Origin of the sequence: Sphingobium xenophagum, assembly GCF_031457465.1 — a bacterium.
Lineage (GTDB): Bacteria > Pseudomonadota > Alphaproteobacteria > Sphingomonadales > Sphingomonadaceae > Sphingobium > Sphingobium xenophagum_A.
In genome coordinates this window covers 90395-116636 of sequence record NZ_JAVDWV010000011.1, presented here as the reverse complement: position 1 = coordinate 116636, position 26242 = coordinate 90395, and the positions used below count along the sequence as shown (strand labels likewise).

At 62.0% G+C, this 26242-nt stretch carries 29 protein-coding genes; 22 read left to right on the top strand and 7 right to left on the bottom strand.

Annotated elements, in window-relative coordinates:
• Positions 1–36 precede the first annotated feature (36 nt).
• Together J2W40_RS12955 and J2W40_RS12950 are read left to right on the top strand one after the other, a co-directional pair.
• On the top strand, positions 37–2619 hold the full coding sequence (locus J2W40_RS12955; RefSeq protein ID WP_310225409.1) for a TonB-dependent receptor: 2583 nt from the start codon (positions 37–39) through the stop codon (positions 2617–2619).
• 5 nt (positions 2620–2624) lie between these two features.
• Entirely contained in the window at positions 2625–4772 is a 2148-nt protein-coding gene (locus tag J2W40_RS12950; protein ID WP_310225404.1) for an Atxe2 family lasso peptide isopeptidase, read from the top strand.
• Here J2W40_RS12950 and J2W40_RS12945 read toward each other — a convergent pair.
• The 7 genes from J2W40_RS12945 to J2W40_RS12915 all read right to left on the bottom strand — a co-directional run bounded on the left by J2W40_RS12945 (position 4708) and on the right by J2W40_RS12915 (position 9355).
• Positions 4708–6435 carry an asparagine synthase-related protein gene (locus J2W40_RS12945; protein ID WP_310225402.1) on the bottom strand — a complete coding sequence of 576 codons (1728 nt, stop codon included), beginning with the start codon at positions 6433–6435 and terminating at the stop codon, positions 4708–4710. The two genes, J2W40_RS12950 and J2W40_RS12945, sit on opposite strands and share 65 nt — an antisense overlap.
• On the bottom strand, positions 6432–7097 hold the full coding sequence (locus J2W40_RS12940) for a lasso peptide biosynthesis B2 protein (RefSeq protein WP_310225400.1): 666 nt from the start codon (positions 7095–7097) through the stop codon (positions 6432–6434). Before J2W40_RS12940 ends, J2W40_RS12945 begins: the two co-directional genes overlap by 4 nt.
• Positions 7098–7164: 67 nt before the next feature.
• Positions 7165–7296, bottom strand: coding sequence for a benenodin family lasso peptide (locus J2W40_RS12935; protein WP_310225397.1), 132 nt, complete (start codon positions 7294–7296; stop codon positions 7165–7167).
• 160 nt (positions 7297–7456) lie between these two features.
• The gene (locus J2W40_RS12930; RefSeq protein WP_310225395.1) at positions 7457–8107 is read right to left on the bottom strand and encodes a GntR family transcriptional regulator; all 651 of its coding nucleotides are present in this window, start codon (positions 8105–8107) and stop codon (positions 7457–7459) included.
• Positions 8108–8121: 14 nt separating this feature from the next.
• Positions 8122–8535: a helix-turn-helix domain-containing protein gene (locus tag J2W40_RS12925; RefSeq protein WP_051520135.1), complete on the bottom strand. Its 414-nt coding sequence runs from the start codon at positions 8533–8535 to the stop codon at positions 8122–8124.
• A 163-nt stretch (positions 8536–8698) separates the two neighbouring features.
• Positions 8699–9112, bottom strand: coding sequence for a hypothetical protein (locus J2W40_RS12920; RefSeq protein ID WP_310225392.1), 414 nt, complete (start codon positions 9110–9112; stop codon positions 8699–8701).
• Between the two features lie 90 nt (positions 9113–9202).
• Positions 9203–9355 (bottom strand): hypothetical protein, encoded by a 153-nt coding sequence (locus J2W40_RS12915; protein ID WP_310225389.1) that lies wholly within the window; start codon positions 9353–9355, stop codon positions 9203–9205.
• Between the two features lie 117 nt (positions 9356–9472).
• Between J2W40_RS12915 and J2W40_RS12910 the strand changes: the two genes are divergently transcribed.
• From J2W40_RS12910 to J2W40_RS12815, 20 genes are all read left to right on the top strand, one after another.
• Positions 9473–9754: a hypothetical protein gene (locus J2W40_RS12910; RefSeq protein ID WP_310225386.1), complete on the top strand. Its 282-nt coding sequence runs from the start codon at positions 9473–9475 to the stop codon at positions 9752–9754.
• A complete protein-coding gene (locus J2W40_RS12905; RefSeq protein ID WP_310225384.1) occupies positions 9751–10557 on the top strand; it encodes a DsbC family protein in 807 nt (268 codons plus the stop codon). Before J2W40_RS12910 ends, J2W40_RS12905 begins: the two co-directional genes overlap by 4 nt.
• A gap of 196 nt (positions 10558–10753) precedes the next feature.
• On the top strand, positions 10754–11068 hold the full coding sequence (locus J2W40_RS12900; protein WP_310225382.1) for a hypothetical protein: 315 nt from the start codon (positions 10754–10756) through the stop codon (positions 11066–11068).
• A gap of 131 nt (positions 11069–11199) precedes the next feature.
• The gene (locus J2W40_RS12895) at positions 11200–11466 is read left to right on the top strand and encodes a type IV conjugative transfer system protein TraL (protein ID WP_069064025.1); all 267 of its coding nucleotides are present in this window, start codon (positions 11200–11202) and stop codon (positions 11464–11466) included.
• Positions 11467–11471: 5 nt separating this feature from the next.
• A complete protein-coding gene (locus tag J2W40_RS12890) occupies positions 11472–12107 on the top strand; it encodes a TraE/TraK family type IV conjugative transfer system protein (protein ID WP_120253449.1) in 636 nt (211 codons plus the stop codon).
• Positions 12108–12144: 37 nt separating this feature from the next.
• Positions 12145–12864, top strand: coding sequence for a type-F conjugative transfer system secretin TraK (locus tag J2W40_RS12885; RefSeq protein ID WP_310225531.1), 720 nt, complete (start codon positions 12145–12147; stop codon positions 12862–12864).
• Entirely contained in the window at positions 12861–14207 is a 1347-nt protein-coding gene (locus tag J2W40_RS12880) for a TraB/VirB10 family protein (RefSeq protein WP_310225376.1), read from the top strand. Before J2W40_RS12885 ends, J2W40_RS12880 begins: the two co-directional genes overlap by 4 nt.
• Positions 14208–14233: 26 nt before the next feature.
• A complete protein-coding gene (locus tag J2W40_RS12875) occupies positions 14234–14839 on the top strand; it encodes a TraV family lipoprotein (protein ID WP_310225375.1) in 606 nt (201 codons plus the stop codon).
• Positions 14836–17358 (top strand): TraC family protein, encoded by a 2523-nt coding sequence (locus tag J2W40_RS12870; protein WP_310225373.1) that lies wholly within the window; start codon positions 14836–14838, stop codon positions 17356–17358. The genes J2W40_RS12875 and J2W40_RS12870 overlap by 4 nt, the downstream gene beginning before the upstream one ends.
• The gene (locus J2W40_RS12865) at positions 17355–17684 is read left to right on the top strand and encodes a hypothetical protein (protein WP_310225371.1); all 330 of its coding nucleotides are present in this window, start codon (positions 17355–17357) and stop codon (positions 17682–17684) included. The genes J2W40_RS12870 and J2W40_RS12865 overlap by 4 nt, the downstream gene beginning before the upstream one ends.
• Complete coding sequence (locus J2W40_RS12860) at positions 17681–18049, top strand: hypothetical protein (RefSeq protein WP_310225369.1); 369 nt, start codon at positions 17681–17683, stop codon at positions 18047–18049. Before J2W40_RS12865 ends, J2W40_RS12860 begins: the two co-directional genes overlap by 4 nt.
• A 300-nt stretch (positions 18050–18349) precedes the next feature.
• Positions 18350–18952 carry a conjugal transfer protein TraW gene (locus J2W40_RS12855; protein WP_310225366.1) on the top strand — a complete coding sequence of 201 codons (603 nt, stop codon included), beginning with the start codon at positions 18350–18352 and terminating at the stop codon, positions 18950–18952.
• A gap of 2 nt (positions 18953–18954) precedes the next feature.
• Positions 18955–19962 carry a TraU family protein gene (locus J2W40_RS12850; protein ID WP_409050374.1) on the top strand — a complete coding sequence of 336 codons (1008 nt, stop codon included), beginning with the start codon at positions 18955–18957 and terminating at the stop codon, positions 19960–19962.
• A 137-nt stretch (positions 19963–20099) separates the two neighbouring features.
• Entirely contained in the window at positions 20100–20285 is a 186-nt protein-coding gene (locus J2W40_RS12845) for a hypothetical protein (protein ID WP_310225362.1), read from the top strand.
• On the top strand, positions 20282–22213 hold the full coding sequence (locus J2W40_RS12840) for a hypothetical protein (RefSeq protein WP_310225360.1): 1932 nt from the start codon (positions 20282–20284) through the stop codon (positions 22211–22213). Before J2W40_RS12845 ends, J2W40_RS12840 begins: the two co-directional genes overlap by 4 nt.
• On the top strand, positions 22210–23304 hold the full coding sequence (gene traN, locus J2W40_RS12835; protein ID WP_409050372.1) for a conjugal transfer protein TraN: 1095 nt from the start codon (positions 22210–22212) through the stop codon (positions 23302–23304). Before J2W40_RS12840 ends, traN begins: the two co-directional genes overlap by 4 nt.
• Positions 23305–23329: 25 nt before the next feature.
• Positions 23330–24166, top strand: coding sequence for a type-F conjugative transfer system pilin assembly protein TrbC (locus J2W40_RS12830; RefSeq protein WP_310225358.1), 837 nt, complete (start codon positions 23330–23332; stop codon positions 24164–24166).
• Positions 24138–24734 carry a S26 family signal peptidase gene (locus tag J2W40_RS12825; RefSeq protein WP_310225357.1) on the top strand — a complete coding sequence of 199 codons (597 nt, stop codon included), beginning with the start codon at positions 24138–24140 and terminating at the stop codon, positions 24732–24734. The genes J2W40_RS12830 and J2W40_RS12825 overlap by 29 nt, the downstream gene beginning before the upstream one ends.
• Complete coding sequence (locus J2W40_RS12820) at positions 24731–25621, top strand: conjugal transfer protein TraF (protein WP_310225355.1); 891 nt, start codon at positions 24731–24733, stop codon at positions 25619–25621. The genes J2W40_RS12825 and J2W40_RS12820 overlap by 4 nt, the downstream gene beginning before the upstream one ends.
• Before the next feature lie 53 nt (positions 25622–25674).
• On the top strand, positions 25675–26217 hold the full coding sequence (locus J2W40_RS12815) for a hypothetical protein (RefSeq protein WP_310225525.1): 543 nt from the start codon (positions 25675–25677) through the stop codon (positions 26215–26217).
• Positions 26218–26242: the final 25 nt, after the last annotated feature.

Genomic DNA, 26242 nt, shown 5'->3' with positions numbered 1-26242 from the left:
GAGCATCAAAAAACGATGCGAAGACAAGGGGCCCCCATGCGGAAAATCGTTTACAATCTCGCCAACATCATCACCATAGCGAGTGCAGTCGGCTTCGCCACCGCCTCGCCGAGACTGCTGGCCGACACGCAGACCGATCAGACCTTTCATATCGAGGCGCAGAATCTCGCCGATGCGTTGCGAGCCCTGGGAACCCGGCTCCGACGCGAAGTCATATTTCAGCCAGCGCAAGTGGAAGGTCGGATGTCGCCCAAGCTGGATGGCCGCTTCGCCCCTGAGCAAGCGCTGCGAATGCTCCTCAAGGGCACGGGTCTGCGTGCCATTGAAAATGGCGGCAGCTTTGTGATTGTGGGGAGTCCGACCTCGCAGCGATTGCCGGAGGAAGGCGATGCCCCATCCGCCACCCTGCTCGTGACAGGCTCCCGCATCAGGGGTGCGAACATCGCGGCGCCCGTGATCGAAGTATCGCAAAAGGAAATGCGCCGTTCGGGACAGAATGATCTGGGTGAAGTCATTCGATCCCTGCCGCAAAGCTTCAACGGCGGACAGAATCCCTCGGTCGCACCGGGCAACGTCGGGATCGCCAACCAAAACCTCTCCGGCGGCTCGACGGCGAACCTCCGCGGCCTCGGCGGCGACGCCACGCTGACTCTGCTCAACGGCCACCGTCTTTCTTACGGATCCGCAGTCCAGGCAGTCGATATCAGCGCGATACCTGTTTCGGTCGTGAGCCGCATGGAGGTCATACCCGATGGCGCTTCGGCTATTTATGGATCGGACGCCGTGGGCGGCGTCGTCAACATCATCCTGAAGCGAGACTATGAAGGTTATTCGACCTCGGCGAGATGGGGCGCGGCAACGGACGGCGGCGATGTCGAGCAGCAATATAATGCCACTGCTGGTATCCGCTGGAACTCTGGCGGATTCATCGTGGCCTATGACTTCCTGAAGGGCAGCGACATAACCGCGCGCGATCGCAGCTACACCGACTATATGCCGGACACAGCCACTCTGCTGCCCGAGCGCGAAAATCACAGCGTCATTCTCAGCGGACACCAGGCTATCGGCTCGAATCTCGAATTTGCGTTCGATGCACTTTTCAATCGCCGCGAGATATCCTCGATGCTCGCGCTCGACGCACGTTCGGGCTATCTCAACACGCCAGTCAACAAGAGCTTCGCGTTGGCCCCATCACTGGCCTGGAGGATCAATCCCGACTGGACGGTGACCCTGAGCGGCCTTTATGGCCGGGACCGCACCGAATACGATCAACGCTATTACTCGAACGGCGCTGTCGCGAGCAGGGCCTATGGTTGCTATTGCAATGTTGCGCGATCGGTAGAGTTGGGCGCGGAAGGCAAGCTTCTTAGTCTGCCGGCGGGGGACGTCCGCCTGGCGATCGGCGGCGGTTACCGATATAATAGTTTCGAGGATACAAACGCATCTGGCAGCCGGTCCAACGGGGGCGGCAGCATCGATAGCAGCTATGCCTTCGGCGAGCTTAACGTCCCCCTCATATCGCCCGAACAAGACTTGAGCTGGGCCTATCAGATTTCGATAAATGGAGCCCTGCGCTACGAGCGCTATCCCGGTATCGACGAAGTCGCCACGCCCAAGCTCGGCCTCATATATGCACCGACCCGCGATTTTGATCTCAAGGCTTCTTGGGGCAAATCGTTCAAGGCGCCCACGCTGTTGCAGCAATATCAGATGCGCTATGTCACCCTGCGCGCGGCGTCCGCCTATGGCGGATCCCAATTCCCAAGCGGCTCGGTCGCCATGATGAGCCAAGGCGGCAATCCCGATCTGAAGCCTGAAAGGGCGGAAACCTGGACGATCACCCTTGGTGCGCATCCTAGCGCGATCCCGGGCCTTCAGTTGGACGCTTCCTATTTCAACATTCGTTACCAAAACCGGATTATCCAGCCCATCTCTGGGGTCAATCAATATTCCGCGTTAAGCAATCCCATCTTCGGGGACTATGTGATCTATGCCCCGGACGCCGCTACGCAGGCTGCTCTCATCGCGTCGACAAACGGGCAGCTGAATAATTACAGCGGCGCGCCCTATGATCCATCGTCCGTTGTCGCCATTGCCTTCAACAATTTCATCAACGGCACTGAGCAGAAGATTCACGGCTTCGATCTGAGCGGGCGGTATAGCCTTCCAATAGGCGCATGGGGCGAACTGAATGTGGGCGGCAACGGGTCTTGGCTTAAATCGACCGAACAGATCAACGAGAACGCTCCGGTTACCCGCCTCGCCGGCATCATCTACAATCCACCCAAATTCCGGGGCCGATTTAACATAAGCTGGACCAAGGACAGCTTCACGCTGGCAGGTTATGTCAACCATTCGGGTCGGCTGCGCGATACGCGCTCCACAAGTGAGAATGACGTAAAATCGCAAACCACGTTCGATCTGAACGCCCTTCTCACCCTGCCAGCCGACACCCCGCTTGGTGCATGGGATTTTGCACTCAGCGCTCGCAACCTGTTCAATGCCCGGCCACCTTATGCTGCACCAAGCGGGGGCAACAGCTTCTACGCCAACTATGATTCCACCAACTATTCTCCCATCGGTCGCTTCGTAAGCCTGAGCGTCACAAAGCATTGGTGACAGTGATGACCAGAGCATTTGCCAAGCCGACTCCTTCCAATCCGTCCGGCGCTGCCAGGGCGCTGATATGCGCCGCCTTGCCCCTGTTCATGGCGACGCATGCCTTTGCCCAACCTCACAGCAACCCCGTGACGGAGGGAGGGAGCACCCCATGCTCTCTCCCGATCAATTGGACCAGTAACAGGGCTTTCAGGGACATCACTGCGGAAGCCCTGATCGGCTTACGCGATTTTGGCGGCGTTTCTTTAGATGGCGCACCAATACAACTGTCCCCGGACGGCGAGATGATTGCGCTTCAGCTTCGCCAGGCGAACCTGGCGTCTAACCGCTTCTGCTCGGCGCTTGTCCTGGTTCCAACAGATGGCCGCACCCCAGCGCGTGTGATCGATGACGCGGGGGACATCGAGCGCGCAAGCTTCGACAAATACGGTCTGGTCGGCATACCGCTCGGCATTCCCAAGCCTCCCTTGGTCCGCTGGCATCCTAACGGCCGGTATCTCGCCTATGTCAAACAGCGTAGCGGGAAGGCAGAAATCTGGATCATCAAGCCCGACGGGACAGACCGTCATATGCTCATTCAGTCCGAGGTCGACGTCGAGGCACTGGAATGGTCAGAAACGGGCGACGTGCTCCTATTTCGCAGCCGTCCCAGCCTTGTGGAGGCAAGAGATGAAATCACGCGAGAAGGCCTGAACGGCTTTCGCTACGACGACCGCTTCTGGCCGCTGGGCAGCAATCAGCCCCTGCCCACTAACCAAATTCCATCGGTCGTCCAAGCGCTTGATATAGGCGGCGCTACCGTCCGGTCGGCGAGCCAGGAAGAGATCACGCAATTAGGATCACCTGGCGGGGCACGGCCCGCGGGAGCGAGAGCCTATGCTCGGTTCGATGCCGATCATGTCGCCTGGTCCATCGCCGACGATCCCGCAAAATTTCGACAGCCAGCGCGTCTGCACGTTCGTATCGGCGCGAGGACATTTGAATGCCTGGCCATTGCCTGCCGTAATGTTACCGACTCCTGGTGGCTGCCGGGCAAGCAGCTGATATTTGCCACGCGCGAAGGCGCATCGGACGAGAAGACCGGGCTCTATCACTGGATTCCTGGAAGCAGTCGCCCGCGCAAGATCCTGGTCACTGACGACGCGCTGTTTGGCTGTGGAGTGGCAAACACACAGCTCATCTGCGCTCGCGAGGCCTCCCTTCGGCCCCGACATATTGTCTCGATCAACGTAGCGACGGGCTCCTTCAACACGATCTTCGATCCTAATCCGGAATTCGCGCAGTATCGGCTTGGCAGGGCCAAACGCCTCACATGGAATAACAGTTTCGGGATTAAGGCCTTTGGTGACCTCGTTCTTCCGGCGGGCTACCAACCCGGAACGCGGTTGCCACTGGTTATCGTCCAGTATGAATCACGAGGCTTTCTACGCGGCGGAACGGCGGACGAATATCCGATACAGCTTCTCGCATCACACGGGTTTGCGGTTCTCAGCTTCAACAAGCCCAAAGCCTACGCGTTGCACGGGCCGCCTGTCACCTATGATGAGTATCTCGAGGCGAACCAGAAAGACTGGATCGATCGCCGGAGCACATTGTCATCGCTTGAGACCATTATCGATCGTCTCGAACAAAGCGGCGTCGTGGATCCGCGCCGGGTGGCGATCACAGGCCAGAGCGATGGCGCCACCACAGCGACGTTTGCGCTGATCCATTCCAACAAGTTCGCCGCCGCGGCGCTGAGCACATGCTGCGAAGATGCGAGCATGATGGTCGGCAACGGCGAAGGATATCGGCGATGGTATGGAAACTTCGGTTATCCCCTGCCTGGCAGTCGGGCGGATGCTTTCTGGTCGCAATCCTCATTGGCTATGCATGCAGATAAGCGGCCGATCCCTATCCTCATTCAGGCTTCGGAAGAGGAGTATCGAATGGCGCTCAACACGTTTGAAGTGCTGCGCGCCAAACGATGGCCCGTTGAGATGTACATATTCCCACACGAGGGGCATGTAAAATTCCAGCCCGCGCACCGCTTTGCGGTGTATCGCCGCGTGCTTGATTGGTTGCGACGCACCCTGAACGGGTCGGCCGTTAACGGGCGCTTCGCCCCGCCAGCCACGCCTCCGCATCCACGAAAAGCGCGAGACGGCTCATGACCTCCGGACGCAATTTCTCTGGTCTGCTCAGGGCATCGAGGCATGCCGCGCGATCCAGAAGGCCTTGAGCCGCGAGCTGGCCATCCGCGAGCATGGACCTGATGACACCGATGTTACGCATGAAGCCCGCTTCGAAAAGCTGACCGAATGACCCCTTTGTCCGGCGCGCTATGATTTCTTCTGGCAACATTCGGCGGAAAGCCTCACGCACGAGCGACCGATCAACGCCTTTGTGCGACCAGCGCCAAACCGGGATGGAAAGGCAATATTCCATCAGTGGTTGGGAGAGCAGCGGATAAATAGTGGGGCGCCCGCCGATGTTGAGAAACTCGGTGAAATGAATGGCCTCCAGCGTTACCGCGATATGTTGACGCTTTCCCGGACGCCGCTTGCCGCCGCGCTCGATCCACGGATGAACGGGCAAGTCGTCGCCATTCTTCTCGCCTAGAAATCGCACGTCCACCCTGTGGACAAACGGGCGATGCGCAAAGACCCCATGTCTGATTGATCGCGCCAATATCTGCCACATGTCGCAGCCGGTCATCCGCGTCAGGTTGGATATGGTTGACCGATATTTCGCCCCGAAGCCGGTATCCAGGAGACAGTCGGTCGCGGGATAGGAAGAGTGGATGAAGGCGAAGATATTATCACCGCCTCCCCCGCTGAAATGGGCGTCCGCTAAGCAGGCGTCGGCGACGTCGGCGGAGGCTCTGTCGATTGCCTGCGTGAAGGCGCTCGATAACGGTCTCGGCTTGGCCGAGGCTAGCGATCTACTGTAATGAATGTCATGAACCTTGAGGAATACTTGATGGAGGGGGAAACCGTACATGCCAGCGACCGCCGCCGCATAGCTTCTCTCATCTCCCCTCCCTGTGCCGAAGACGGCATTCAAACAGTTCACATCCGACTTGCGTGCTCTGAGCGATGCAGCAATGATCGAGGAATCCAGACCTCCAGACAAACCAAGTAAAGGGTGAGGAAAGCGCCGCGCCCAGGCGGTAGTCGCATTTTCGATCTCGCGCTTCAGTCGATCCGCAATCGCCTCGACAGGCTTTTCGATCAGATTTGCTTCAATCTGCGGAATCCACCTTGGCTTGCATGTCAGCCTATCAGCTGACCATGTGACGCTCAAACCCGGCAAAAGTTCAGACACGCCGTGAAGACAGGTTTCGTTCGTTCGCACCATGGGATTGCGCAAATGCCTTGCCAGGATGGACCAGTCGGGATGAGGTGCCGTCGCCTCAACGAACAGCCGATCTGCGTCATGCGCAACGTGAAGCTGACCGATAGCCTGGCGATAATAGCATGGGACTTGGCCAGACGGATCTCGGACCAGTTCAACATGTCCGGTTCGGGAATGGTGAAGGACAGCGACATACCGCCCCCAATAGTCCGCCAGCAGCGCCTGAATCGGATCCTCCTCCCGTAGAATCTCCGAGAAATCGCGCGGCGACACAATTCGATTTGCGGTCCTGTCGAAAATATTGCCCAATACCAGCAAATGGCGGCCGCGATCGTCGACGGCCTCATAGCGATCAAGGTCGCTGGACAAGCTCTTCAGGGAGACCGGCGCCTCTGCATTCCCCGCCCCGCTCTCCACGGGACCAGGAAAGGGCAAAGCCTCAGGTCGAATGTCGATCGCGAAAGAATAGAAGCTGCTCATTTGATGCCTCTGATCACCGTGTAAGGGGCGATACCTTCCAGCGTGTCGTTCAGCACAACGTCGTCGGCCTGAAGCCAGCAATGCGCCGAGAATGGATGAAGCCTCACCCCGACAACCATGTCGGTATCCACGCCATAACACGCCAGGTAATATTTAAGCGCTCGTGTGCGGCTGACGCAGTTCAGCCGGAGCGGCAGCAGCCGCTCCGCGCACGACATGGCCTCAAGCAGATCACCAATCCGGCCTCGGCCAGAAGCGTTCGCTCCCAGTTTCCACCAGCGCGCTTCAAGCCCGAACGTGAACAATCTCTTCGGGCGATATCTCTGCATGAAACGCGTGGCGAGCAGAATAGCTATCGCCCGCACCAAGGTTTGTCGGCGGACCGAGACGTCCGGCAGAAGAGGCGCATCACGCGCTGGCAACTGAATATTTGGCAACGCCAGGCCTGTTGTGTCAGCAACGTCGGTGACCAATATCCCGGCGTCTATGAAATAGCGCAAAGCCGGTTTCGCCTCGGAGCTATGATCCTCGATGAGACAATCTGAAAAGGCGGCGGTCTTTGCAGGACTGAGAGCAAAATAGCGATCGGCCGTGAGATCGAGGAAGACCGCCTGCCCTTCGATCACACAATAGGCAAGGCCCGGCCGCAGCATGACCAGCATGGGGCAAAGCTCCCGTAAAATTCTTGAATATGACCCGGCGCGCGGAAACGCGCGCCGGGTCGACCGATTATTCGTCGAGAATGCCGGTCTGCTGCTGACCAGCGGGATTGTCCTGATCGACCAGGCCAATGCCCTGCGTTTCGGCACTCGCGTCGCCCAGATCGATCATGTCACCCTCGATATTTTCCAGACGTTCCATAACAACCTCCATCTTCAAAAAAGCTACCAAGTGGCAGCGACGAGAAGTTTAGGTGGCAGTTCAACATATTGGCGACCTTATAAGCTCTCAATATGCGCACTAATCTGATGGTCGAGTGCGTACGCCAACAAGCTTTGCTGCATGTTTGGTAAATCTAGTTTCATTTCGGCGTGTTGAAACTGGATATATTTGATACGATCTGATGCGCGACAATCGAAGCCCGCCTTATTCTGCGTCGGTGATAGGCCCAGATTGCCTCCCGGACGGCCGCATCGCGACCGATCTCTGTCAGGTTCGAGATCGACAGCAGTTCTTCTTGGACATTGTCGAAGACAAGCGGCTCATGGAGCCTCGCGACAGCCAATCTGTCACCTGCCATGATGATTGCGCGTGCATGGACCGCATTTTTGGGACGGCTTCCGATAAAGGAAAACAGGCTATTGGCCGCATCACGTAATTCGCGGGGATGAACGGGCCCATGCCGTTCGAGCGCCTTGATAGGTTCGAGATCACCGTGATATGGTGCCTTGGCCTTGAGGGCATGTCGCACCAGATATCCGTGCCAGGTGTAGAGATCACGCAGCATATCGGCAGTGACAGGCGGCACAATAAAACCGCCGCCCTGGTTCGCGGCCAGGATTTGCTCACCAACGAGTTGGTGCGCGCTGTCGCGCACGGGTGATATACTGACACCATAATGATCGGCGAGCGCCTGCACGACGAGCGGCGCGCCTGGTTTCAATATACCGTCCAGAATATCCTGCTTGAGCCGCCGGTAAATGCGATCGGCGGTGATCGGTTCGGCAGACATTGCGCGACAAGCCCTTATTCCTGATCGCCCGCATCTGTAAAAAATGAGGCTCTGCGCCTGCTGATCGTGCTGGACGAATGTTCATAAATGAGAGCGATGCAGCGATCCTCCAGCTCGGACAGGTCCTCGTCGAGAAGCAGCTCCTGGGGGATCGACATTTTTCGCTCCATGAGAAGAAGCGGGATCATGATATGAGCCGTCGATAGCCCCAGCCGGTGTGCACATGCCAAATGCTCGTCCAGCTTGGATTTTGGATTGCCCGCTTCAATCTCCCGCAACCATCTAACACTAACCCCGGCGGCGCGTGCCAGCTGGGGCTGAGTGATCCGGTCACGTCGGCGGCGCTCTTCGATGCGCTTGCCGGAAATCTCCTTGATCGTGGAGAGAACCAGCCCGTCATCCTTGGTCTGAAGTTTTCGAGTCTGCATGTACAGGCACCCCCGGACATTGTCTCGAAACTCCCAATGGCACTTACCCGATTACGATAGGCTATGCATTTTGCTCATGCGGTCAAAGGCTATCGTTCTCAATCTGAGACGAATTTTCTCCTGTCATTCCAGGCGTCCCGAATGAACAGCCACCCTTTTTCAATCATGTTGATTGAGGGTAGCGCAACAGCGCACATAGGCGGCGCATATCCCTTTCGCTGGCGATGCTCATATGACTTACGGCCGCAACATACACGGTGCTGAGAGACGGCGCATATATAGCACCGGCCCGCGAGACCTTCTCTCTGATTTCTCGGGCCAAGCTTCCCAGCTCCTGCGGTGCCCCTACATAATGCTGCATATTCCCTGAAAGACGCGCAATATCGGGATCGGCAAGGTCGGCGACCAGTTCGTCAAGGTCCCGAGCGGCTAGCAGCGTGACGGCCGCATGCAAGGTATTGCCGTACGACAAAAGATCATGGGCAGCAGTGCAGAACCGTGAATGACACTGCAAGAAAAGACTCAGCCCGCACTCGGACATTGTCAGCCTGTAACTTCGTGTCGCCTGCGCGGCCATAGATGCCTCCTTTCCCCGCGGTGACCCAGCGAATCGAGCCCGCATGTCCGTTGAAAGTACGCCGTGCCGATCCGTGGGAGCAGTGCGGGGTCAAAGCATTGGGATCGGCCCATCGGCACTAACGTGCCCATTCGGCACGATGGTGCCTGATCGCGGCATCTCACTGCCTTCCAGCGGCACGTTACTACCCTGCACCGGCACGACATTGCCCTGGCCATTGCAGGGCTGGGGAAGCTTGGACAACGATCCATTTCAACGGACCGGTGATGGCAAGTCTACCCGAACGAACGAAGCTCCCCGGTCACACAGTCCCTTCATCCAGGCGGCCAATGGCCGATCTAGTCCAAGGAGGTATGAGCCATGGTCAGCGGATTCCCATACAGGCCACCGACCTTCGTCATTCTTATGGCCGTCACTATGCCCTCGATTGCGGCTCCAAAACAAGAGGCCTTCGTCCGATCAACCGGCGCCGCAGACAGGGCGACACGCGTCATCCGCAACGTCGATGGCGAGTATGCCATCATAGCCGACACGCCGCGGCGGCAGTTGGCCCGGCCGACAACGGTGCCGATCGGACGATCCATCGGAATTGATGCCGCGCTTTTCTCGCCCAATCCCAGGAAACCGGAGCAACGCCCATGACGGTCACATCTCAGCCGCTGTCGCTGCTCGCTTTGTTCGCAGGAGCCGCATTGGCCGTATCGCCCAACCTAGCTATCGCAGACCCCGCTGATGAGGCTGCGATACTAAGGGCAGCCGCATCCGAAGCCGAGGCGAAGCTCCATCAGAGCTTCACGAATCTTCAGTTCGAGGATTTTGCCGTGGCTCCCGTCACGGGCCAGTTGTATCAGGCGGCCGCCGGCGGCCGCATCATCTACTATGCGCCACAAAGTGAGCATCTTTTGTTCGCCACGGTCTACGACCGCAACGGTGTCAACCTGACCGCACTAGCGCAGGAACAGGGCACGGCGCGCCGCCTCAAGGCCATCGATCCTGCCAAGGCACTGGCGATCGGCCCTGAAGATGCGCCCACGGTCATCGAGTTCACCGACCCAGACTGTCCCTACTGCCAAGCGCTCGATCGCTACTGGAGCGCCAAGGCCGCCGAAGGCAAGCCGGTCAGGCGTCTCATTTTCTTCGTGAGCGGCATCCACCCGACCGCAGCGGCCAAGGCGGAGCATATCCTATGCTCGGCAGATCGCGAGGCGGCCTTCCGCGCGGCCTATTCAGGCCAGACACCGCCCACCCTGCGTCAGTGCGCGGAGGGCCGTGCCAGGGTCGCGCAAGATGCTGCGCTCGTCGCGAAAGTCGGCGTCTCAGGAACGCCGACGCTGATCGTCGATGGCAAGCTCATATCGGGCTTCCAGCAGGCCGAACTCGAGGCGTTCCTCGATCGGCACGCAAAGCCCAAGCCTGCAAAGGCAGCGTCCGATGCGCGGCGCTGAACGGGCGCGCGCCATCGCAGCTGCGCACAATCTCTTTGCGGAGGGCATCCGGCCCGGCTCCACCCGGCCTGCGCGGATGAACCAGGATGCCGGCGGCGGCGGGCTCATGGAGCCGTCCACCGACGCCCCGGCCGACACCGATCTTCCTTCGATGCCGGCAGGCTTAGGTTGGACGGCTCCTTTTTGGAGCAATGCTATGATGCGTACATTTGGCAGCAAGGTCCTGGCGGTGGCCAATGTCGGCCTCCCTTTAGGCGCGATGGCCCTGGTCGGTGGCCCGGTCCATGCCTTCTCGGCACCGGCCCAGGGCGATCTTGGTTACGACATATACGATATCGTCGTGAACCAGGGTGTGAAGGGTCCGATGGGATTTGTAGGCGGTGTCGCCGCTTTCCTGTTCGGCGTCTCACGCCTGTTCTCGAATATCATGATCGGCATCCCGACCATCGTCGCGGCTGTCTGCCTCATCAAGGCGGACTCCATTCTCCAGACCTTCGGGATGGTCGTCTGAGACGCACGGCGCGGCTGCGGCCTGGCTGACCTGCCGGACGCATGCCGCACCGGCAACAGGCTGGGGGTCGATGGTCGGTCCCTGGAGGATGATACCTTTGGAGGTATCATGAAGCAGGAGGAGAAGGGCAGATGGACGAACGCCTTCCGCAATATCTGCATCGGCCCGTCCAGATCCTGTGGTTTGGATCGGACGAGTTTCTACTCGCGACCTCGAGCATATTCGTGGCCGCGATCGTAGGCGGACTTGTCGGCTGGGCGCTCATCGCTGCCCTTCTCCTTTTCATTCCGTGGAAGCGGACCAAGCCCAGGGGCTATCTCCCCCATCTCGCCTGGCGCTGGGGTCTTGTTTCCTTTCCCCATTATCCGGGTCCTACCCAGACCCGCTTCTTCGAGTGAGCGCCATGGGGCTATTGCATCGCAAAGAGGGTCAGGAGGATCCGCTGCTGGGCAAACCGGCCAGCTTCGGCATCCATCGCTACCTGCAGGGGTCGGCGAACCTGTTCGAGGAGAACCGGCTGCTCAAAGTCGCGATCGCGGGCATGTTCGGCGTCACCGCCGTGCTGGGCGCGGTCATCTACACGACCAACCAGAACGCCCGGACCGTGATCGTCCCGTTCGGCGCCACCGGCGACCTCCATGTCTCGGGCAACACACCGTCCGAAGCCTATATCGTCGCCATGACGCGCAACATCGTCGCGTTGTCGGGCACATGGTCGGCCTACTCAGCCGACCGGCAGTTCCAGGAGCTGCTGGGGCTCGTCCACCCGTCCGCCTATGGCGCGATGCGCGACAGCCTCAACGCCATACTCGATGAACTGGCCAACAATCCGACGCTGTCGATCGCGACCTATATCCGCAACGATCAGCCGGTCCGCTGGACTGCCCATGAGATCGTCGTGCCGGTGGAGAAGGTCCGGGTGATCGGCGGCGTGATCCGCAAATTCCGGGGCATTTTGCGCATCGGCTACGGCATCGAAAATGGCCGTTTCTGGCTGACGCGTCTTTCCGAGGAGCAGTTCGATGTCGAAACACGCTAATTACGGCATAGGCGCATGCGCCGCCCTGTCCGGGCTCATGCTGCTGGCGATCCCGGCCTCAGGCCAGACGCTCCACGCGCTGCCTGACCAGACCAGTCGGATCCGTCTCTCCAACCGCGACATCAACCATGTCGTTTGCGAGGGGGGCGAGATCGAGGACATCAAATTCTCGGCCGAGAAGGGTCTTGCCGTCGAGAAAGGCGGATCGGACGCCTGGATCAAGTTCCTCGCCCGCGAAATCGACGATGGGGGCCAGATAACACGCAGCTATGTGACGCAGCCGTCCGAATTCTTCGTGCAGTGCAACGGCGCCACCTATCCGCTCTATGCCGAACCGGTGGAAATTCCTGCGCAGACGATCGTGCTCGTCCCCGGTGCCCGGCAGCGCGCCCAGGCCAATAGCGCGTTGATGGCGGCGCTGGCGGACGAGGACCGCGCCGTCTCCATCACCATGGCCCTGCTCGACGATCGCATTCCCGCTTCGTTCAGCGAGGTTGCGCCATCCGGTAGCGCGATTGCCATCGCGACCGTTCCGGGCCTGTCGATCAGCGAGCAGCGCCGCATCGCCGTCGAGGGTGCCGGGCTTTCAGCGTCCCAATATCATGTCCGATCCCCGGCAGCGGTGACGCTGGACGAGCGCCTGCTGGTCGATCCGGCCCTTGGGACAGGCATTTTCTCGATCACGCTGGACCGGGTCCATCTCGATGCCGGTAAAACGGCCCGACTGGTCGTGGTCCGCCGGGGAACCGGGCAATGAGCGGCGAGATGGACAGGGAGCGCCCGGAAGTCCCCGCCCCTTCGCCTGAAACCCTGTCCCCCTATCAGGCACATCTTGCCGCGCAGAGCGCCGGGCAAAAGGAAGAGGCTATGCGCCGTCCGTTCCCGGGCTTGCTCGACTGGAAAGCGCAATGGGCCAAGATGTCCGCGCGGCAGAAACTGCGCGCGCGCCAGCTCGCCGTCGGTGTCGCCGTTGGCGCGCTCGGGATCGGCCTTTATGCGGCGTCCGGCAGCAAGGAGGAGGTGAAGCCCAACGATCCCGCCGCATCGCTCAACATGGGCGCAGGGCTGCGCGGCGACAGTCTCGAAGTCAAACTGCGCGGCGACCTGAAAAAGCTTCTCGATGGCCAGCAACTGCTGCGCGACCGGGTCAGCGCGATCGAGGAAGGCAAGGTGGTTCCCGGGTCACGCACCCCCGGAGCGCCGGGCGGCCAGACTATCGATGGCGATTTGCCGCCCGCCCTGCCCGACACCGTTCCAGCCCTGCCCTACCCGCCAGAGACCGGTGACATGAGCGCGGATGCCGACAGGTTGCCGGCGCCGCCCGCCGGTCCGGTTGCACCGCCTGCACCGCCTGCGCCGCCGGTCGAAAAGACGGTCGGCGCGATCGGCTCGGCGGCCGGTCAGGTCGTGGCCCAGGGCGCGGCCGACACCTCATCCTCGTCCAAAAAAAAGAATCGGACGATCTATTTACCGCCTGGTTTCATGAAAGCGCGGCTCCTGACCGGGATCGACGCACTGGCGAGCCGGGACGCGACCAGTAATCCTGAACCGATCATCGCCCGCGTGCAGGCGCCTGCCGTCCTGCCCAATGAGGTGAAGGCCAATCTAGCCGGCTGCTTCGTCGTCGGCAACGCCACCGGAAGTCTTGCCAAGGAGCGGGTCGAGGTGCAGCTCGTGTCGCTCTCCTGCGTGGATTTCGACGAGCATTCGATCGTCGATCAGCCGGTCAAGGGCTTCTTCGTCGATACCGACGGCAAGAAGGGCCTGTCGGGCAAGGTGGTGACGCGCGCCGGGGCGACGCTGGCGCGCGCCTTCATCGCCGGGACCATCAGCGGCATCTCGCAATCGGTCGAAAGCACGTTCGGCAACACCTCGACATCAGCGCTGGGAACGGTCCGCACGCTCGATGCGGGTGACGCCGCCAGGACCGGCATTGCCGGCGGGCTCTCCAAATCCTCCGACAAGCTCACCGACTTCTATCTCGACCTCGCCCGTCAGGCTGGTCCCATCGTCGAAGTGGGCGCTGCCAAGGATGTAGTCGTGGTGATCCAGGAGGGCGCCACCCTTGAAATCAAACCCGGCGCGGGAGCCAAATTCTGATGTCCGCGCCCATGGGAGACAAAGCGATGAAGATGGTTCGACCCTTCCTCCTCCTGCCGCTACTCGCGCTGCCCGGCTGCGCCACAATGGGATCGGTGATGTCGCCCTATAGCGAGAAGTTCTCGTGCAAGAATAGCGACCATGGGCAATGCATCCATCCCGATCAGGCCTATGCCGATGCGCTCTCAGGCCGTGCCTCCAAATCCGATCCCGCCGTCACCCATGATCGCAAGCTGCTTGCACCGGACAAGAAGGCGCGAGCGCACGGCATGGCCAAGGGCGACGCCATAGCTACTGCGACGCCCTCGGCTATGGCGCGACCTGGCCAGGGCCATGTCGGCGCGCTGATCGAGGATCCCGGCTCGCCGATGCTGCGCCCGTCGCGCACGATCCGGACATTGATCCTCCCCTATGCGGAAAAGCAACGTCCCGACCGGCTCTATATGGCGCGCTATGTCTATTCGATCATCGACCGCCCGGCCTGGGTCGTGGGCGACTATCTGGTCGAGCCTGGCGGGCGAACGCCTGCGCCGCCGGTGCTGCGCACGCTGCGCGAGCCCGAACCGGGTAGCGCAGACGCGCCAACCGCAGAGGCCATGCCGCTCACCGTCCATCCGGAGAAGCGGCCATGACCGCGCGGCCCACCCACAAGGGCCTGAGCTATCAGCGCTTGCGCGCCGCCGTGACCCGCGACGCCTATTCGGACTTCCTGCCGATGGTCGCCTGGGTCGAGGAGGAAGAAGCCTTTCTGTGCATCGACGATGGATGGGGCCAGGCCTGGGAGCTTGTCCCTTCCGCCTATATGTTCGCCCATGTCCAACAGGCGTTGCTGGGGCTGCTCAATATCCATTTCCCCGAAGGGACAGTCCTCCAGCTCATCACCTTTGCCGATCCGCTGATCGATCCGGCGCTCGACGCCTATCTCGATATGAAGGTCCGCCCCGACCCGCTGGTCCAGGCCTCGGCCCGGCGCACGGCCGACTATCTGCGCGGCGGAACCACGGGCCTCGATGCGCTCCATGCCATCCCGGTGCGCGACTTCCGGTTGTTCCTCTCGATCAAGACGCGGGTGAAGCTTGGCGCGGACCTTCGCCGTCAGGTCGAGGAGCAGCTGGCGAAGATGGGTATCCGGCGTTTGCCGCCCGACGCCCTTGTCAGCTTCTATCGCCGGATTTTCAACGGCGTCTTCGCAGCCGCGCCGGGTGTGTTCCTGAGCGAAAGCATGGGCGGGATGCCCGCCCCGTCGATCGCGCGGCAGATTATCGAGGCCGGCCCGGACCTCTGCTTCGAGGGCCCGGAAGTGTTTCTGGGTAACCAGGTGGCCCGCTGCCTCACGCCCAAGGCGCCAGCGCGCCGGATCACCGCTGAGCGGGCCAACCGGCTCATGGGCGGCTTGCGCGGGAGCGCCGAAGATAGCGATCAGATTGGCGGGCCATTTCTCTATTGCCTCTCGGTCATGTTCGACCATTCACAGTTCGAGATCCACAAGCGTGCGCAGATCCTCTCGGCGCAAAAGGCAGCCGGCAGCTTTGCGGTCGAGGTCGGCAAGCAGATCGAGGAGATCGGCTGGATCCTGGATGAAGCCTCGAACAGTCGCTTCGTCTCGGTGATCCCCACCATGTGGGTGTTCGGCCGCGACCGCGCCCAGGCGCGCGAGCTGGCAGCCCGCGCCAAGCGCTTGTGGGAATCCGAACCCCTGCCCTTCATGGTGCAGGAAGAGAGCTATCTGCTGCCCGTGCTGCTCGCGGCCAGCCTGCCCTTCGGCCTCTATCCCGAGAAGCAGACATTGAAGCTGCTGGAGCGCGATTTTCGCATGCCCGTGAAGGCCGCCAGCCTGATGGCGCCGGTGCAGACCGATTTTCGCGGCGGCGGCCGCCCGGCCCTACTCTATGTCGGACGCAAGGGCCAGCTCATCACGCTCGATCTCTTCGACCCGCGGATCAACAATTATAATTTCATCGTCTCGGCCGAGAGCGGCGCGGGCAAGAGTTTCCTGCTCAATAGTCTGTGCCAGCAATATTATGCGCAAGGCGCGCTCATCCGCATCATCGATATCGGTGGCAGCTACCGCAAGCTCTGCACGCTTTGCTCGGGCCGTTATATCGACATCGGCGAGGAGCGCCTCGTCCTCAATCCCTTCGACATGGGCCTCGCGCTCGATGGCGAGGACAAGCAGTCGGCCATCGCCATGGCAGTCGCGATCGTCGCGGAAATGGCGAACGCCTCTACCCGCAAGTCGGTGACGACTTCGGAATGGAACCTGCTCAAGTCCGCCGTGCAGTGGACAGTCGATAGCGGCCGGGGCGAAGACGGCATCGACGCGGTGCGCGACTGGCTCGGGCACTATCCCGACAATGCCGCCTCCGATCTCGACCGGGTCGATCATCTCGTGCCGGTCGCGCGCGAACTGGCGTTCAACCTGCGCGATTTCGGGTCGCAGGGTGCTTATGGCCATTTCTTCAACGGTCCCTCGACGCTCGACATCTCGCGCGACGAGTTCGTGGTGCTGGAGCTCGAACGCTTAAAGGCGCTGCCTGACCTTTTCAACGTGATCGTTATGGTGGTCGTGAACGCGGTCACCCAGGAACTCTATCTCTCGGCGCGCGACAAACCCCGCTTCGTGCTGTGCGACGAGGCAGCCCAGTTCATGACCCGCAGCGACGGGCAGGATCTCTCCCGCCTCGCCGAGGCTTTTGGCCAGGGCTATCGGCGCGCGCGCAAATATCAGGGCAGCTTTGGCATCGTACTCCAGAGCATGAATGACCTCATGCTCTTTGGCGGCACCGGACAGGTGATCCTGGAAAATGCCGCGACCAAATTCCTGTTGCAGGGGTCCACCTATGACAAGGCGGTGGACAACAAGATCCTCGATTATTCGGGCTTCGTCCTCGATCTCCTGAAATCCGTCAGGAACGCCAAGCCCAATTATTCCGAAGTGTTCATCGACAGTCCGCTGGGCCTGGGGATCGCGCGGTTGGTGGTCGATCCCTTCAGCTACTGGATCAATACCTCGGCCCCCAATGAGGTCGCCGCGTTTGAGGCGCTGGTGCGGGCGGGTCGCAATCCGCTTGAGGCGGTGTGCGACCTCGCCGGTGTCGATCCCGCGCAGGTGCTGGGCGGAGATATCCGCCCGGACGGGAGGGCGGCATGACGCACAAGCCTCTAGCCCATCCCGCTCAGCTTGCGCTCGACTGGGAAAACGACCCGGCGATCGAGGCGATGATCGAAGCGCGCGTCGCGAGGCGCGCCGAGGCCGCCGCCTTCCAGTGGCGCGTGCGGCTGGTCGCCATCGAAACCTGCATGATGGGCAGTCTCGTCATCGCAGCCGGGATCGCGCTCGATCAGCCGCCGCTCCAGACCATTCGCGCGGGCATCCTTGTGGCTACTGCCTGCTGTGCGAGCGGCATGCTGCTGATCGGTCTGTCAGGCGCATGCGGAATGCTGTTCTCGCGCTTCAAACGATGGAGGGCGCGATGAAGGCAGATCACGCCAATGGCTTCGATCATGGTCTTGACGTCGGAGATGATGTCCATGGGCTTCTCGCCTATGCGCGCAGCGTGAGCGACCCGGCGCTTGGTGTGGACGCGGTCGCGCAGGCGATCGTCACGGTCATCCAGGCGGAACGCCGCTTCGCGCGGCTGTGCTACACCCTGCTGGTGACCGGCGGCATAGCCAACGCCGTGTTTTGCGCGTTCGCGGCAGCGTGGATCCTCCAGGTGCCGCTGTTCGAAGCCATTTTCATCGGCATCTGCGCCGGAATGGGCGCGAGCTCCACGGGTCTGATCCTTATTCCCTGGGATGCAATCGCCGAGCGCCTTCGTGACTTCACCCAGCGGTGGTAGCGGGCGTGAACGGCATCTTCTCAAGCACGCCCGCGCCAGGGCCCATCCGCCTCCTGGTCGGCAGCCAGGGCCTTGCGCTCGTGCAGTCCTGTATCGCCTGGCAGTTGCCCGCTATGCCCGCGGTCGTTCGCCTTCTTGGCGTAGCCATAGCCATCATTGCTACAGCGGCCCTTATCAGCGCCGTGATCGGCGAGGGGCGCGAGAACCGTTCGCCATATTGGAGACGGCGCCATGGTCGCTAGATCCATATGCCCTGGCGGCCGCCTCCCTGCCCTGTCGGCACTCGCACCATTGGCGCTGATGACCGGGCTGATGACGCCCGCGCCCATACCGGCTGCGACCAGCACCATCGGCCGCACCTGGCCAATCGCCGAACCCGATGCGCTGAGCGAGATCGAAGGCCGCGCCGCGCATGTTCCCGACATGAAAACCGCCTTTGGCTCCCGCGAGCGCTGGTCGGCGATGAAGCCTGCCGCGCTCGGCATCGCCCGCGCCGATCGGAACCGAACGATGGTGCCCTTCTACACGCTCAATCAGGATATCCGGCTGCCAGGCGGAAAACTCCTCTACGCCAAAGGCTATAGCTTCAATCCCCTCGCCTATGTTGCGCTGCCCCAGCGGCTCATCGTCGTGCATCCTCGCGATCTGGCCTGGGCGCTGCGTACCGCAAGGCCCGCCGATTTCATCCTGCTTGCCGCCGGTGGTCTTTCCCAGGCGGGAGATACAGATGCCGATGCGATCACATTGGGTGAGCGTCACGGTCGGGCGCTGTTCCTGCTTGAAGAGCGCGTAAAGGCACGGCTCGGCCTCACGGTCGCGCCGGTGATCGTCGCCCAGACGGGGCAAAAGCTGGTGCTGACCGAGGTCGCCATGCCCCCCAGTCCGCGGAGCATCGCGCGATGAACATGTTCGCGATCCGAAAAATCCTGATATGCGGTTCGGCCTTTGCAGCACTAGCGATCGGCTCGCCCGCTTATGCCTCCAAATGTGAGGCGGGCACGGTCTTCAACCCGATCACCAAGGTGCGCTGGAACTGCATCTTCCCGATCACCATCGGCGGCGTGAAGGTGGGTCCGAGCGATCCGCTCGGCAAGGCGCTCGAAGCGCAATCAGCCTCCAAACCCTTATGCGCCTGCCGCAAGGGCGTGACCTTCTGGTTCGGCGTGAAGGTCAGTTTCTGGTCACCCAATCGCATGATCGACGTGGTGACGGAGCCGGGCTGCATGATGGCGCTGGGCGCTGACCTCATGCCGACCGGCGGCAGGCTGCAGGGCAGCCAGACCAGCATCGCCGACGGCACCAACACGCGCAAGATGTTCGCCCAGATGCATTATTATATCGCGCCTGTCTGGAAGATGCTCGACATGTTCACCGACCTGCCCTGCATTGAAGATGACGGCTTCGACGTGGCGCTGATCACCGAGGTGCTGCCGACCTGGCAGTCGGCAACTTTGGGCGCGATCATCCAGCCCGAGGCGATCCTGTTCGGCAATCCGGCCGCAGGCCTGGCCTGCATGGCCGATAGCGCTGCGGCGGCTGCGGGCAAGGTGGTCGATCCGCTCTTCTGGTGCATGGGGTCCTGGGGCGCGACTTATCCGGTGGCGGGCGATATCCATTTTGGCGACAGCGTCGAGGCCTGGGCGGGGCTCGCCGCGCGCGGCGTCTTCATGATGGGGCGGCTTGGTGCTCTCACCGTCAGTTCAGCGGATGGCTGCTCGTTCATCCCGCAACCGGTCTGGACCAAGAGCCGCTACAAGTTCCAGCTCATGGAACCGGTCAATGGCGGCCAGTGCGTCAATGTCGGGCGGCCCGGCGCGCTTTGGACGTCCGCCAAGCATGCGCCTGGCAAGGACAATGCGCAGTTCATGCTGTTTGAAAAGACGATCTGCTGCGCCGGGGTTTCGACGCCATGAGCAGATCGCCTTACCCGATCCGCATGGCATCGCATGGCATCAGCCGATGGTCTGCCCGTCATTCCACCGAGCCAGGCGTTCCCCCTGCGGTAAGGCCAGTGTCGCATCCCTCCTGCGGCGCCGGTCGGACGGTCGGCGTGGCCACAGATGCAGACGATCATGCGGCGTTCCCCTCCTCGCCCCATGTGGTCGTGGCCACGCTGACCGTTTTTGAAGGGCAGGCTGTATTCCGGGCAGAGCGTGCCGGGCTTGCTCCGACCAAATTTCTGTTCCGGCTGCGGCGCGGGTCGCGGCAGATCGCTTTGCGCGAGATCCGGCCATGAGGCCAGCGACCCTCGTCCTTGTCGCAGCACTGAGCCTGCCTGCTCCGCTCCATGCGCAGACCCCGCAGGACCGCGCCCGCGCTGCGGCGGCCGCAGCGCGGGCAAAGAGCGCGGACAGCGATGCGCTTCTGGGCAATTATGTGACGCCGGGGCTGGCGGGACAGGCGATCACCACCGTCGACACCAAAAAGACCTTCACCCCCAATCTTGCCTGCCAGAAGAGCGCGACGCTACTCGAACTGTTCGCCCAACCCAGCGCCACCGGCGATATCGGCACGCTCAACATCTCGCGCGACAGTGATCTTGACGGGAGCTTCGATGAGGCACTGACCGTTCCGGTTCCCACCTCCGGGATTTGCGCCAATGGGATCATCTCCTGCGCGCCGGGCAGTTGGGACGCGTGTCGCTTCTTCCGCTGGGACGCTTCGGCGTCCGGATCGTTGAAGCTGTCCCAGGTCGAGTTGACCGATCTTGCCGGCTGTTACTGCGTCAACAACAGCTGCGGCAGCAATCTGGTCTGGGGCAATATGGCCTCGATACTCAAGGATCTGGGCGGCGGCGTGGTTGGCGCGCTGACCACCGCCGATCCGCGCGTCGGCGTCGCGCAAGCGGCGATCGATGGCCCGATCATCCGTTATACCGGGGCGCAGACGACATCCTGTACGGCGCAGCCCCGGATTGGCGCCACAGCCTACAAGGCCAATCCGGGGGCCATGGCCAGCGACGCCTATGGCACCGCGCAGACGAGCAGTGTTTTCCAGGCGTTGTCTGCGTCATCGACCGGAACCGGCACGTCGCACGTCATCAAAAGCTGCACCATCACCCGGCAGATCGCACAGGAAGAAATGACCGCCGAGATGATCATCGATCGCGTGTCGGGCGGCTTCGCAACCTATGCTCCAGACCCAGGCAGCCGCACCTTCGTCATGGGCTCGCCCACCGACAACAGCCTCACAGGGGGATCCTGCACCCTCATTGATTTTCATATGACGTTGCGGGTCAAGGATGCCCAAAGACTCCAGCGGGTACTTCTGACCCGCTTTGGCGGTGATGACTGGGCGCAAATACGGATTGATGGCGAACTGGTCGGTTCAGGTCCCGATGGCTGGACTGGATCTGGACCACCGCCGGGCAAATGCGAGAAGAAGAGCGCCTTCTATGTCGATCCCAATCTCGATCTCACGGCCAAGCTCACGCGAGGCGATCATGATATCTGGCTGCGCGTCGCGGTCGCCGATGGCGGCGAAGCCTATGCCGCGATCGAAGCGACAGTGGACGTGGGTTGCAAGACGAGCGAGCAGCTTGTCGACACCTGTTCGGGCTATGCCGCCAATGATAAATGCCGCCTCGACGACGAAGAGGTGGATGGCGTCGTCACCTATCGCAACGGCGTCAAGACCGGGCTCAGCCCCCTGCCCCAGACCCGGTTGATCGGCACCGGTGCCTGCGCGACGCAGATCAACCGCCCCTTCTTCGAGCGCCAGCGCCGCTACGCCTGCACGGTAGATTTAGGCGCTGCCCCGCAGCCCGATCTTTCCCGCGGCGCCTATATCATCGATCATTCGACGGAGACCTTGCTCGCTGACCGGGTGAAGCATGCCGGTGGCAGCGAAAGCCTGACGACCCGCAATTTTTCCTTGCCGGTGTTGGGCACCGTCAATGCCTGCGAGCCGATCTGCAAGACCCGCAAGCCGCAGGCCAACGCAGCCGTCGCACCCGATGGCGTGACGGGCGCGAAGCAGACCGACCCCATAGGCTGGGATAGTTTCTATCACGCCTGCCAGGACAGCAATGTCTGCCCCGCGGGCGAGGGCGAGGAACTGGTCCAGGGCTGTGGCTGCATCGATGATTTCCCCGAAGCGGTGGTGATGATGCAGACGGTACGCCTGGGCGGCGCCGACATGGTCTGCACGAGTACCATGCGATGAAGCACGGACGTGTCTTGCTCTTAGGGGTCATCCTTCTCGTTGGCGGTGTCCCGCTGATGCTTGGCGTCGCGATCGCCCAGCAGATGTGCGCGGTCGATCGCAACGGCAATGGCGACGCGGCTGATGATGGCGAAACGGCAAGCTGTCACCTGACCGGCGCGGGCGGATGGATGTGCCCCATTGGCGAAACCCTTTGTGAGGCGGATGGGACTGGTGCCATGCACTGCCCGCTGGGCGATCAGCATGCCTGCGCGGTACCCGCGCGCGGCGGTGCGCCAAGCTGCTCGGCCAACGCCTGTATCGACACTGGCGCCAATCCCATCGTCGAGGAGCCGGCGTTGGATGATCCGGGCGTCGAGGCCGACGGCACCGTCGATGCCGATGGCAATTGCCTTGGCACGATCGAAATTTTTTCCGGCCGCGCCGCGCGGTGCCGCCCTGCCGGTCTCAGCACAACCTTCCAGAATTGCTGCAAGGACAAGGGGAAAATCGTGAAGGACGGCATGGGCGGTTCGATCTCGTCGATCACGACGAAGATCGCGGTCGTCAAGGGCGTCTTCACCGGCATGAAGGCCGCATATACGGCCTTCAAGGCCGGCGCGACCGCAAGCCAGGCAGCGAGTGCCGGTGCCAACGCGATCATCGTCGGCATCGATCCCACATCGATCGCAATCAGCCTTGCGGTCAATGTCATGATCGATCTCCTGCTCCAGGGCTGCGACCAGCAGGATATGGAAGTGGGCATGCTGCGCGGTTCGGGCATGTGCCATGAGGTCGGCAGCTATTGTTCGTCGAGCGTCCTTGGCGTGTGCGTGCAGAAGGCCCGCGGCCACTGCTGCTTCAACACCAAGCTTGGCCGTATCATCCAGGAACAGGGTCGCCCGGAGTTGAAGGCCTTTAGCGCCATGGGCTGGGGCACCGCCAAACAGCCCTATTGCCGCGGTTTTACACCGGAAGAATTCCAGGCGCTCGATTTCAGCAAAATGGACCTCTCGGAATATTATGCGGAAATCGAGGCGCGTGCCCAATCCGACATCCAGATCGATATGAAGGACAAGATCGATGCCCACATGCAGACGATCAATAATTAGGCGCGCCCTGCTTCTGGCCGGGATCGTGTTTGCGCCCGCGTGGCTCCAGGCGAGCGAACCGCAGACCCTGGCCGGTCAGCCGAAGAGCGACAATGCGCGGACGCGGATTGAGGACCAGGGCGAAGCGGCGCTGGAACGCGTAAAGCGCTCTGTCGGCAAAACCAGGGCATCCGCGCCGCCTTCGCCCGTTCTGCCCGCCCAACCTGACGCCGCGGCGCAACGTCGTGCTTTTGAGGGGATGAGCCGACGCAAGCATGACCCGGCGATGGCGAGCCGTGTGCAGTCCGATGTTGCGGCCGCCCGCCAAGCGCTGGCCACCGAGCGAGCCGTGGCAAGTCACCGGATCGCCCAGGCGCTGGGCCTCGAACGACCTGAAGAGGCGGCACTGGCCGGGGTCATGTCGGCCAATGATGGGAGAAAACGGGTCCCGGTCCTGTTCGTGTCATCGTCCATGACGGTCGAAACTTTGCGCACCTATGCAGGGCAGCTCGAACGTGTTGGCGGCGTGATGGCCTTTCGCGGCATGCCGGGCGGGATGCGGCAGGTCGGACCGATGGCCAAGCTGTCGGCCGCAATCCTGCGTATCGATCCGGGCTGTGACGGTCCGGCCTGCGCCATGCGCGACATACAGTTGATCGTCGATCCGCTGATTTTCCGGCAAAATCGCGTCACCCAGGTGCCTGCGCTGGCAATGATCCCCGGCGATCCGACCCGGCCCTATTGCGAACGCGAGGAGGCCAGCCCCCGCGCGGCGCATCTCGTGCTGGGCGACGCCGCCCTGTCCGGGCTTCTTGAGGAATATGGCCGCCTTGGCGGCAAGGCGGAGGTGCAGGATGCTCTTGCTCGCATGGCGCGCCGGTAACCGGGTCTGGCACGAACTTAAGGATCTGCCGCTGCGCGCCGCCGTCGCGCTGGGCGCGAGCGGCCTGGGGCAACCGGCGCGCCCGGGGCAGCTCTTCAAAGCCTATGGGATCGTCCTGCCGATTGGTCTCTTCGCCTGGTGGGCGATGCCGCAGATCACTCTGGTCATGACGCCCTCTATCGATGCCTGGGTCGTGCACCGCTCGCCAGGGCCCGTCCGCCGCGGCGACCTCGTCTCGTTCCTACTCTCCGACCCGGTCGCTGGCCCGACGCCTGCCGCTGTCACCAAATATGCCTTGTGCATGCCCGGCGACCGGATCGTCATGGTCGAGAAGCCCGCCACCCTGGGTACGGGCCGCAACGGTTTCTATCATTGCAATGGCCAGCTGATGGGCGTCGCCAAGCCTGTAGCGCGCAGCGGCAAGGCGCTCGACCACTGGCGGCCGCAAACTCCGCGCATTCCCAGTGGCATGATCTTCGTCGGCTCAAGCCATCCCGATGGATATGACAGCCGCTATTATGGCCCGGTTGCGATCGAGCGGTTGACCCGCATGGAGAAGCTGCTGTGACGCGTCTTCTCACCCTGGCCGCCGCGCTCCTGCTGCTGCCCGTCGATGTGGCTGGTGCGCAGGCCATCCCTTCAGGCGCGGGCGATCGCGGGACGCGGGGCTATTGGTGGTATGAGACGCCCGGATCCGACGTTGCGCAAGAAGCGCCCGACGATGCCGTCCCCAAACCCGTCATTCCGCCGATGGTTGACCTCGCCAGATGGGCGCCGCCCCAGATCGCCAAGCTGATCGAACAGCAGCGCGATTATGCCGCGACGGTGCTGACCATAGATGCGGTCGCCGATTTCTGGCGGCTGCAGGATTTTGCCCGGCGCAAGGCGCGCGCCTTTGCCGGCGTAACCCAGCTCGCCATGCTCACCCACCCCGAACTCAATGCCCGCGCCGCCAATCCGATGGTGGGGGAAGCCCGCGATGCGCTCGGCGCGCATAAGGATCAGGTCCGCCGCCACTATCTGCGCGCGCATGCCGGGGAATTCGCGCTCGTCATGTTCGCCCGGGAGTCCTGCGGCTATTGCAAGGTGCAATGGCCGATCGTCCAGCGGTTCCAGGACGAAATGGGCTGGCAGGTAAGCCTCATGGATCTTGATCGCAAACCGGAACTCCGCCAGCGCTTCGGGGTCGAGGTGACGCCGACAACCATGATCATTCGCCGCAACAGTCCCCAGCGCATGGTGATCGCCGCAGGCGTCGAGACCTATCCCAATCTCGCCCAGATGGCCTATCAGGCCGTGAGACTACTGAGCGGCGATATCCGGCCCGAACAATGGCTGACGGGAGCCGGCGAGGAAGATGGCTTCTTCGATGCGCTCGCCAACGGGCCGGTCTCTTCAACTGATCCGCGCGTGATCGACGGCGACCTCATCGACGCCCGGGAGCCCAGGCCGTGACGCGCTTCGGGAAAGCCCGGTTCGCCTGGATGCTGATGGCGGTCTGGGCGCAGATGCAATCAACGGCCGATGCGCAGCACACAGATCGGGATCTGGCCAGGCGAGCGGCCATTCATCCGGTCTCGACAGCTGCGGACATGCGGCTTTGGCTCGCGCGCGTGCCGACCACGCGCGACTTTCCTGCCGATTTTGAGATCATGCTGCGTAGCCAGGCCACGCTCTACAGTATCGAGATGAGCACGTCGCCCGGCTGCCTGCCCTGCGGCGATCTGTGGATCAGGCTTTCCGCTTTCCGCGCCCGCTACGGCTGGCAGGTTCGGACGCTGGGGCAAGAGGAAGCGATGCTGCGATCGGGACGCCTCGGACTCCCCTGGGTTGGAAACCCGGTCGCATGGGTGCGGCCGCTTGCAGACCCGAACCGCATGGTGCCGATCGCGATCGGCACAGACCATGGCGCCAATATCGCACGCAATGCCTGGCTTGCCGCCCGCATGTTGACCGGAACGCGGGCAGCATTGGGCGTGCGCGCCATGTCGAAATTTACAGGGATCGTCGGCGTGAGGGCGCCGGCCTCCTCTAACCCAAAGCGACGCTGATCATGGCGGGGCGGCGTCACTTGTC

Bases quoted from the DNA above. Each gene is read 5' to 3' on its own strand.
- J2W40_RS12850 (WP_409050374.1), top strand. From the start codon at position 18,955: ATGTTCGCGATCCGAAAAATCCTGATATGCGGTTCGGCCTTTGCAGCA.
- J2W40_RS12825 (WP_310225357.1), top strand. From the start codon at position 24,138: ATGCTCTTGCTCGCATGGCGCGCCGGTAACCGGGTCTGGCACGAACTT.
- J2W40_RS12945 (WP_310225402.1), bottom strand. From the start codon at position 6,435: ATGAGCAGCTTCTATTCTTTCGCGATCGACATTCGACCTGAGGCTTTG.
- J2W40_RS12925 (WP_051520135.1), bottom strand. From the start codon at position 8,535: ATGCAGACTCGAAAACTTCAGACCAAGGATGACGGGCTGGTTCTCTCC.
- traN (WP_409050372.1), top strand. From the start codon at position 22,210: ATGAAGCACGGACGTGTCTTGCTCTTAGGGGTCATCCTTCTCGTTGGC.
- J2W40_RS12955 (WP_310225409.1), top strand. From the start codon at position 37: ATGCGGAAAATCGTTTACAATCTCGCCAACATCATCACCATAGCGAGT.
- J2W40_RS12920 (WP_310225392.1), bottom strand. From the start codon at position 9,112: ATGGCCGCGCAGGCGACACGAAGTTACAGGCTGACAATGTCCGAGTGC.
- J2W40_RS12900 (WP_310225382.1), top strand. From the start codon at position 10,754: ATGATGCGTACATTTGGCAGCAAGGTCCTGGCGGTGGCCAATGTCGGC.
- J2W40_RS12905 (WP_310225384.1), top strand. From the start codon at position 9,751: ATGACGGTCACATCTCAGCCGCTGTCGCTGCTCGCTTTGTTCGCAGGA.
- J2W40_RS12855 (WP_310225366.1), top strand. From the start codon at position 18,350: ATGACCGGGCTGATGACGCCCGCGCCCATACCGGCTGCGACCAGCACC.
- J2W40_RS12940 (WP_310225400.1), bottom strand. From the start codon at position 7,097: ATGCTGGTCATGCTGCGGCCGGGCCTTGCCTATTGTGTGATCGAAGGG.
- J2W40_RS12815 (WP_310225525.1), top strand. From the start codon at position 25,675: ATGCAATCAACGGCCGATGCGCAGCACACAGATCGGGATCTGGCCAGG.
- J2W40_RS12870 (WP_310225373.1), top strand. From the start codon at position 14,836: ATGACCGCGCGGCCCACCCACAAGGGCCTGAGCTATCAGCGCTTGCGC.
- J2W40_RS12885 (WP_310225531.1), top strand. From the start codon at position 12,145: ATGCTGCTGGCGATCCCGGCCTCAGGCCAGACGCTCCACGCGCTGCCT.
- J2W40_RS12950 (WP_310225404.1), top strand. From the start codon at position 2,625: ATGACCAGAGCATTTGCCAAGCCGACTCCTTCCAATCCGTCCGGCGCT.
- J2W40_RS12865 (WP_310225371.1), top strand. From the start codon at position 17,355: ATGACGCACAAGCCTCTAGCCCATCCCGCTCAGCTTGCGCTCGACTGG.
- J2W40_RS12875 (WP_310225375.1), top strand. From the start codon at position 14,234: ATGAAGATGGTTCGACCCTTCCTCCTCCTGCCGCTACTCGCGCTGCCC.
- J2W40_RS12880 (WP_310225376.1), top strand. From the start codon at position 12,861: ATGAGCGGCGAGATGGACAGGGAGCGCCCGGAAGTCCCCGCCCCTTCG.
- J2W40_RS12895 (WP_069064025.1), top strand. From the start codon at position 11,200: ATGGACGAACGCCTTCCGCAATATCTGCATCGGCCCGTCCAGATCCTG.
- J2W40_RS12935 (WP_310225397.1), bottom strand. From the start codon at position 7,296: ATGGAACGTCTGGAAAATATCGAGGGTGACATGATCGATCTGGGCGAC.
- J2W40_RS12930 (WP_310225395.1), bottom strand. From the start codon at position 8,107: ATGTCTGCCGAACCGATCACCGCCGATCGCATTTACCGGCGGCTCAAG.
- J2W40_RS12910 (WP_310225386.1), top strand. From the start codon at position 9,473: ATGGTCAGCGGATTCCCATACAGGCCACCGACCTTCGTCATTCTTATG.
- J2W40_RS12840 (WP_310225360.1), top strand. From the start codon at position 20,282: ATGAGGCCAGCGACCCTCGTCCTTGTCGCAGCACTGAGCCTGCCTGCT.
- J2W40_RS12860 (WP_310225369.1), top strand. From the start codon at position 17,681: ATGAAGGCAGATCACGCCAATGGCTTCGATCATGGTCTTGACGTCGGA.
- J2W40_RS12890 (WP_120253449.1), top strand. From the start codon at position 11,472: ATGGGGCTATTGCATCGCAAAGAGGGTCAGGAGGATCCGCTGCTGGGC.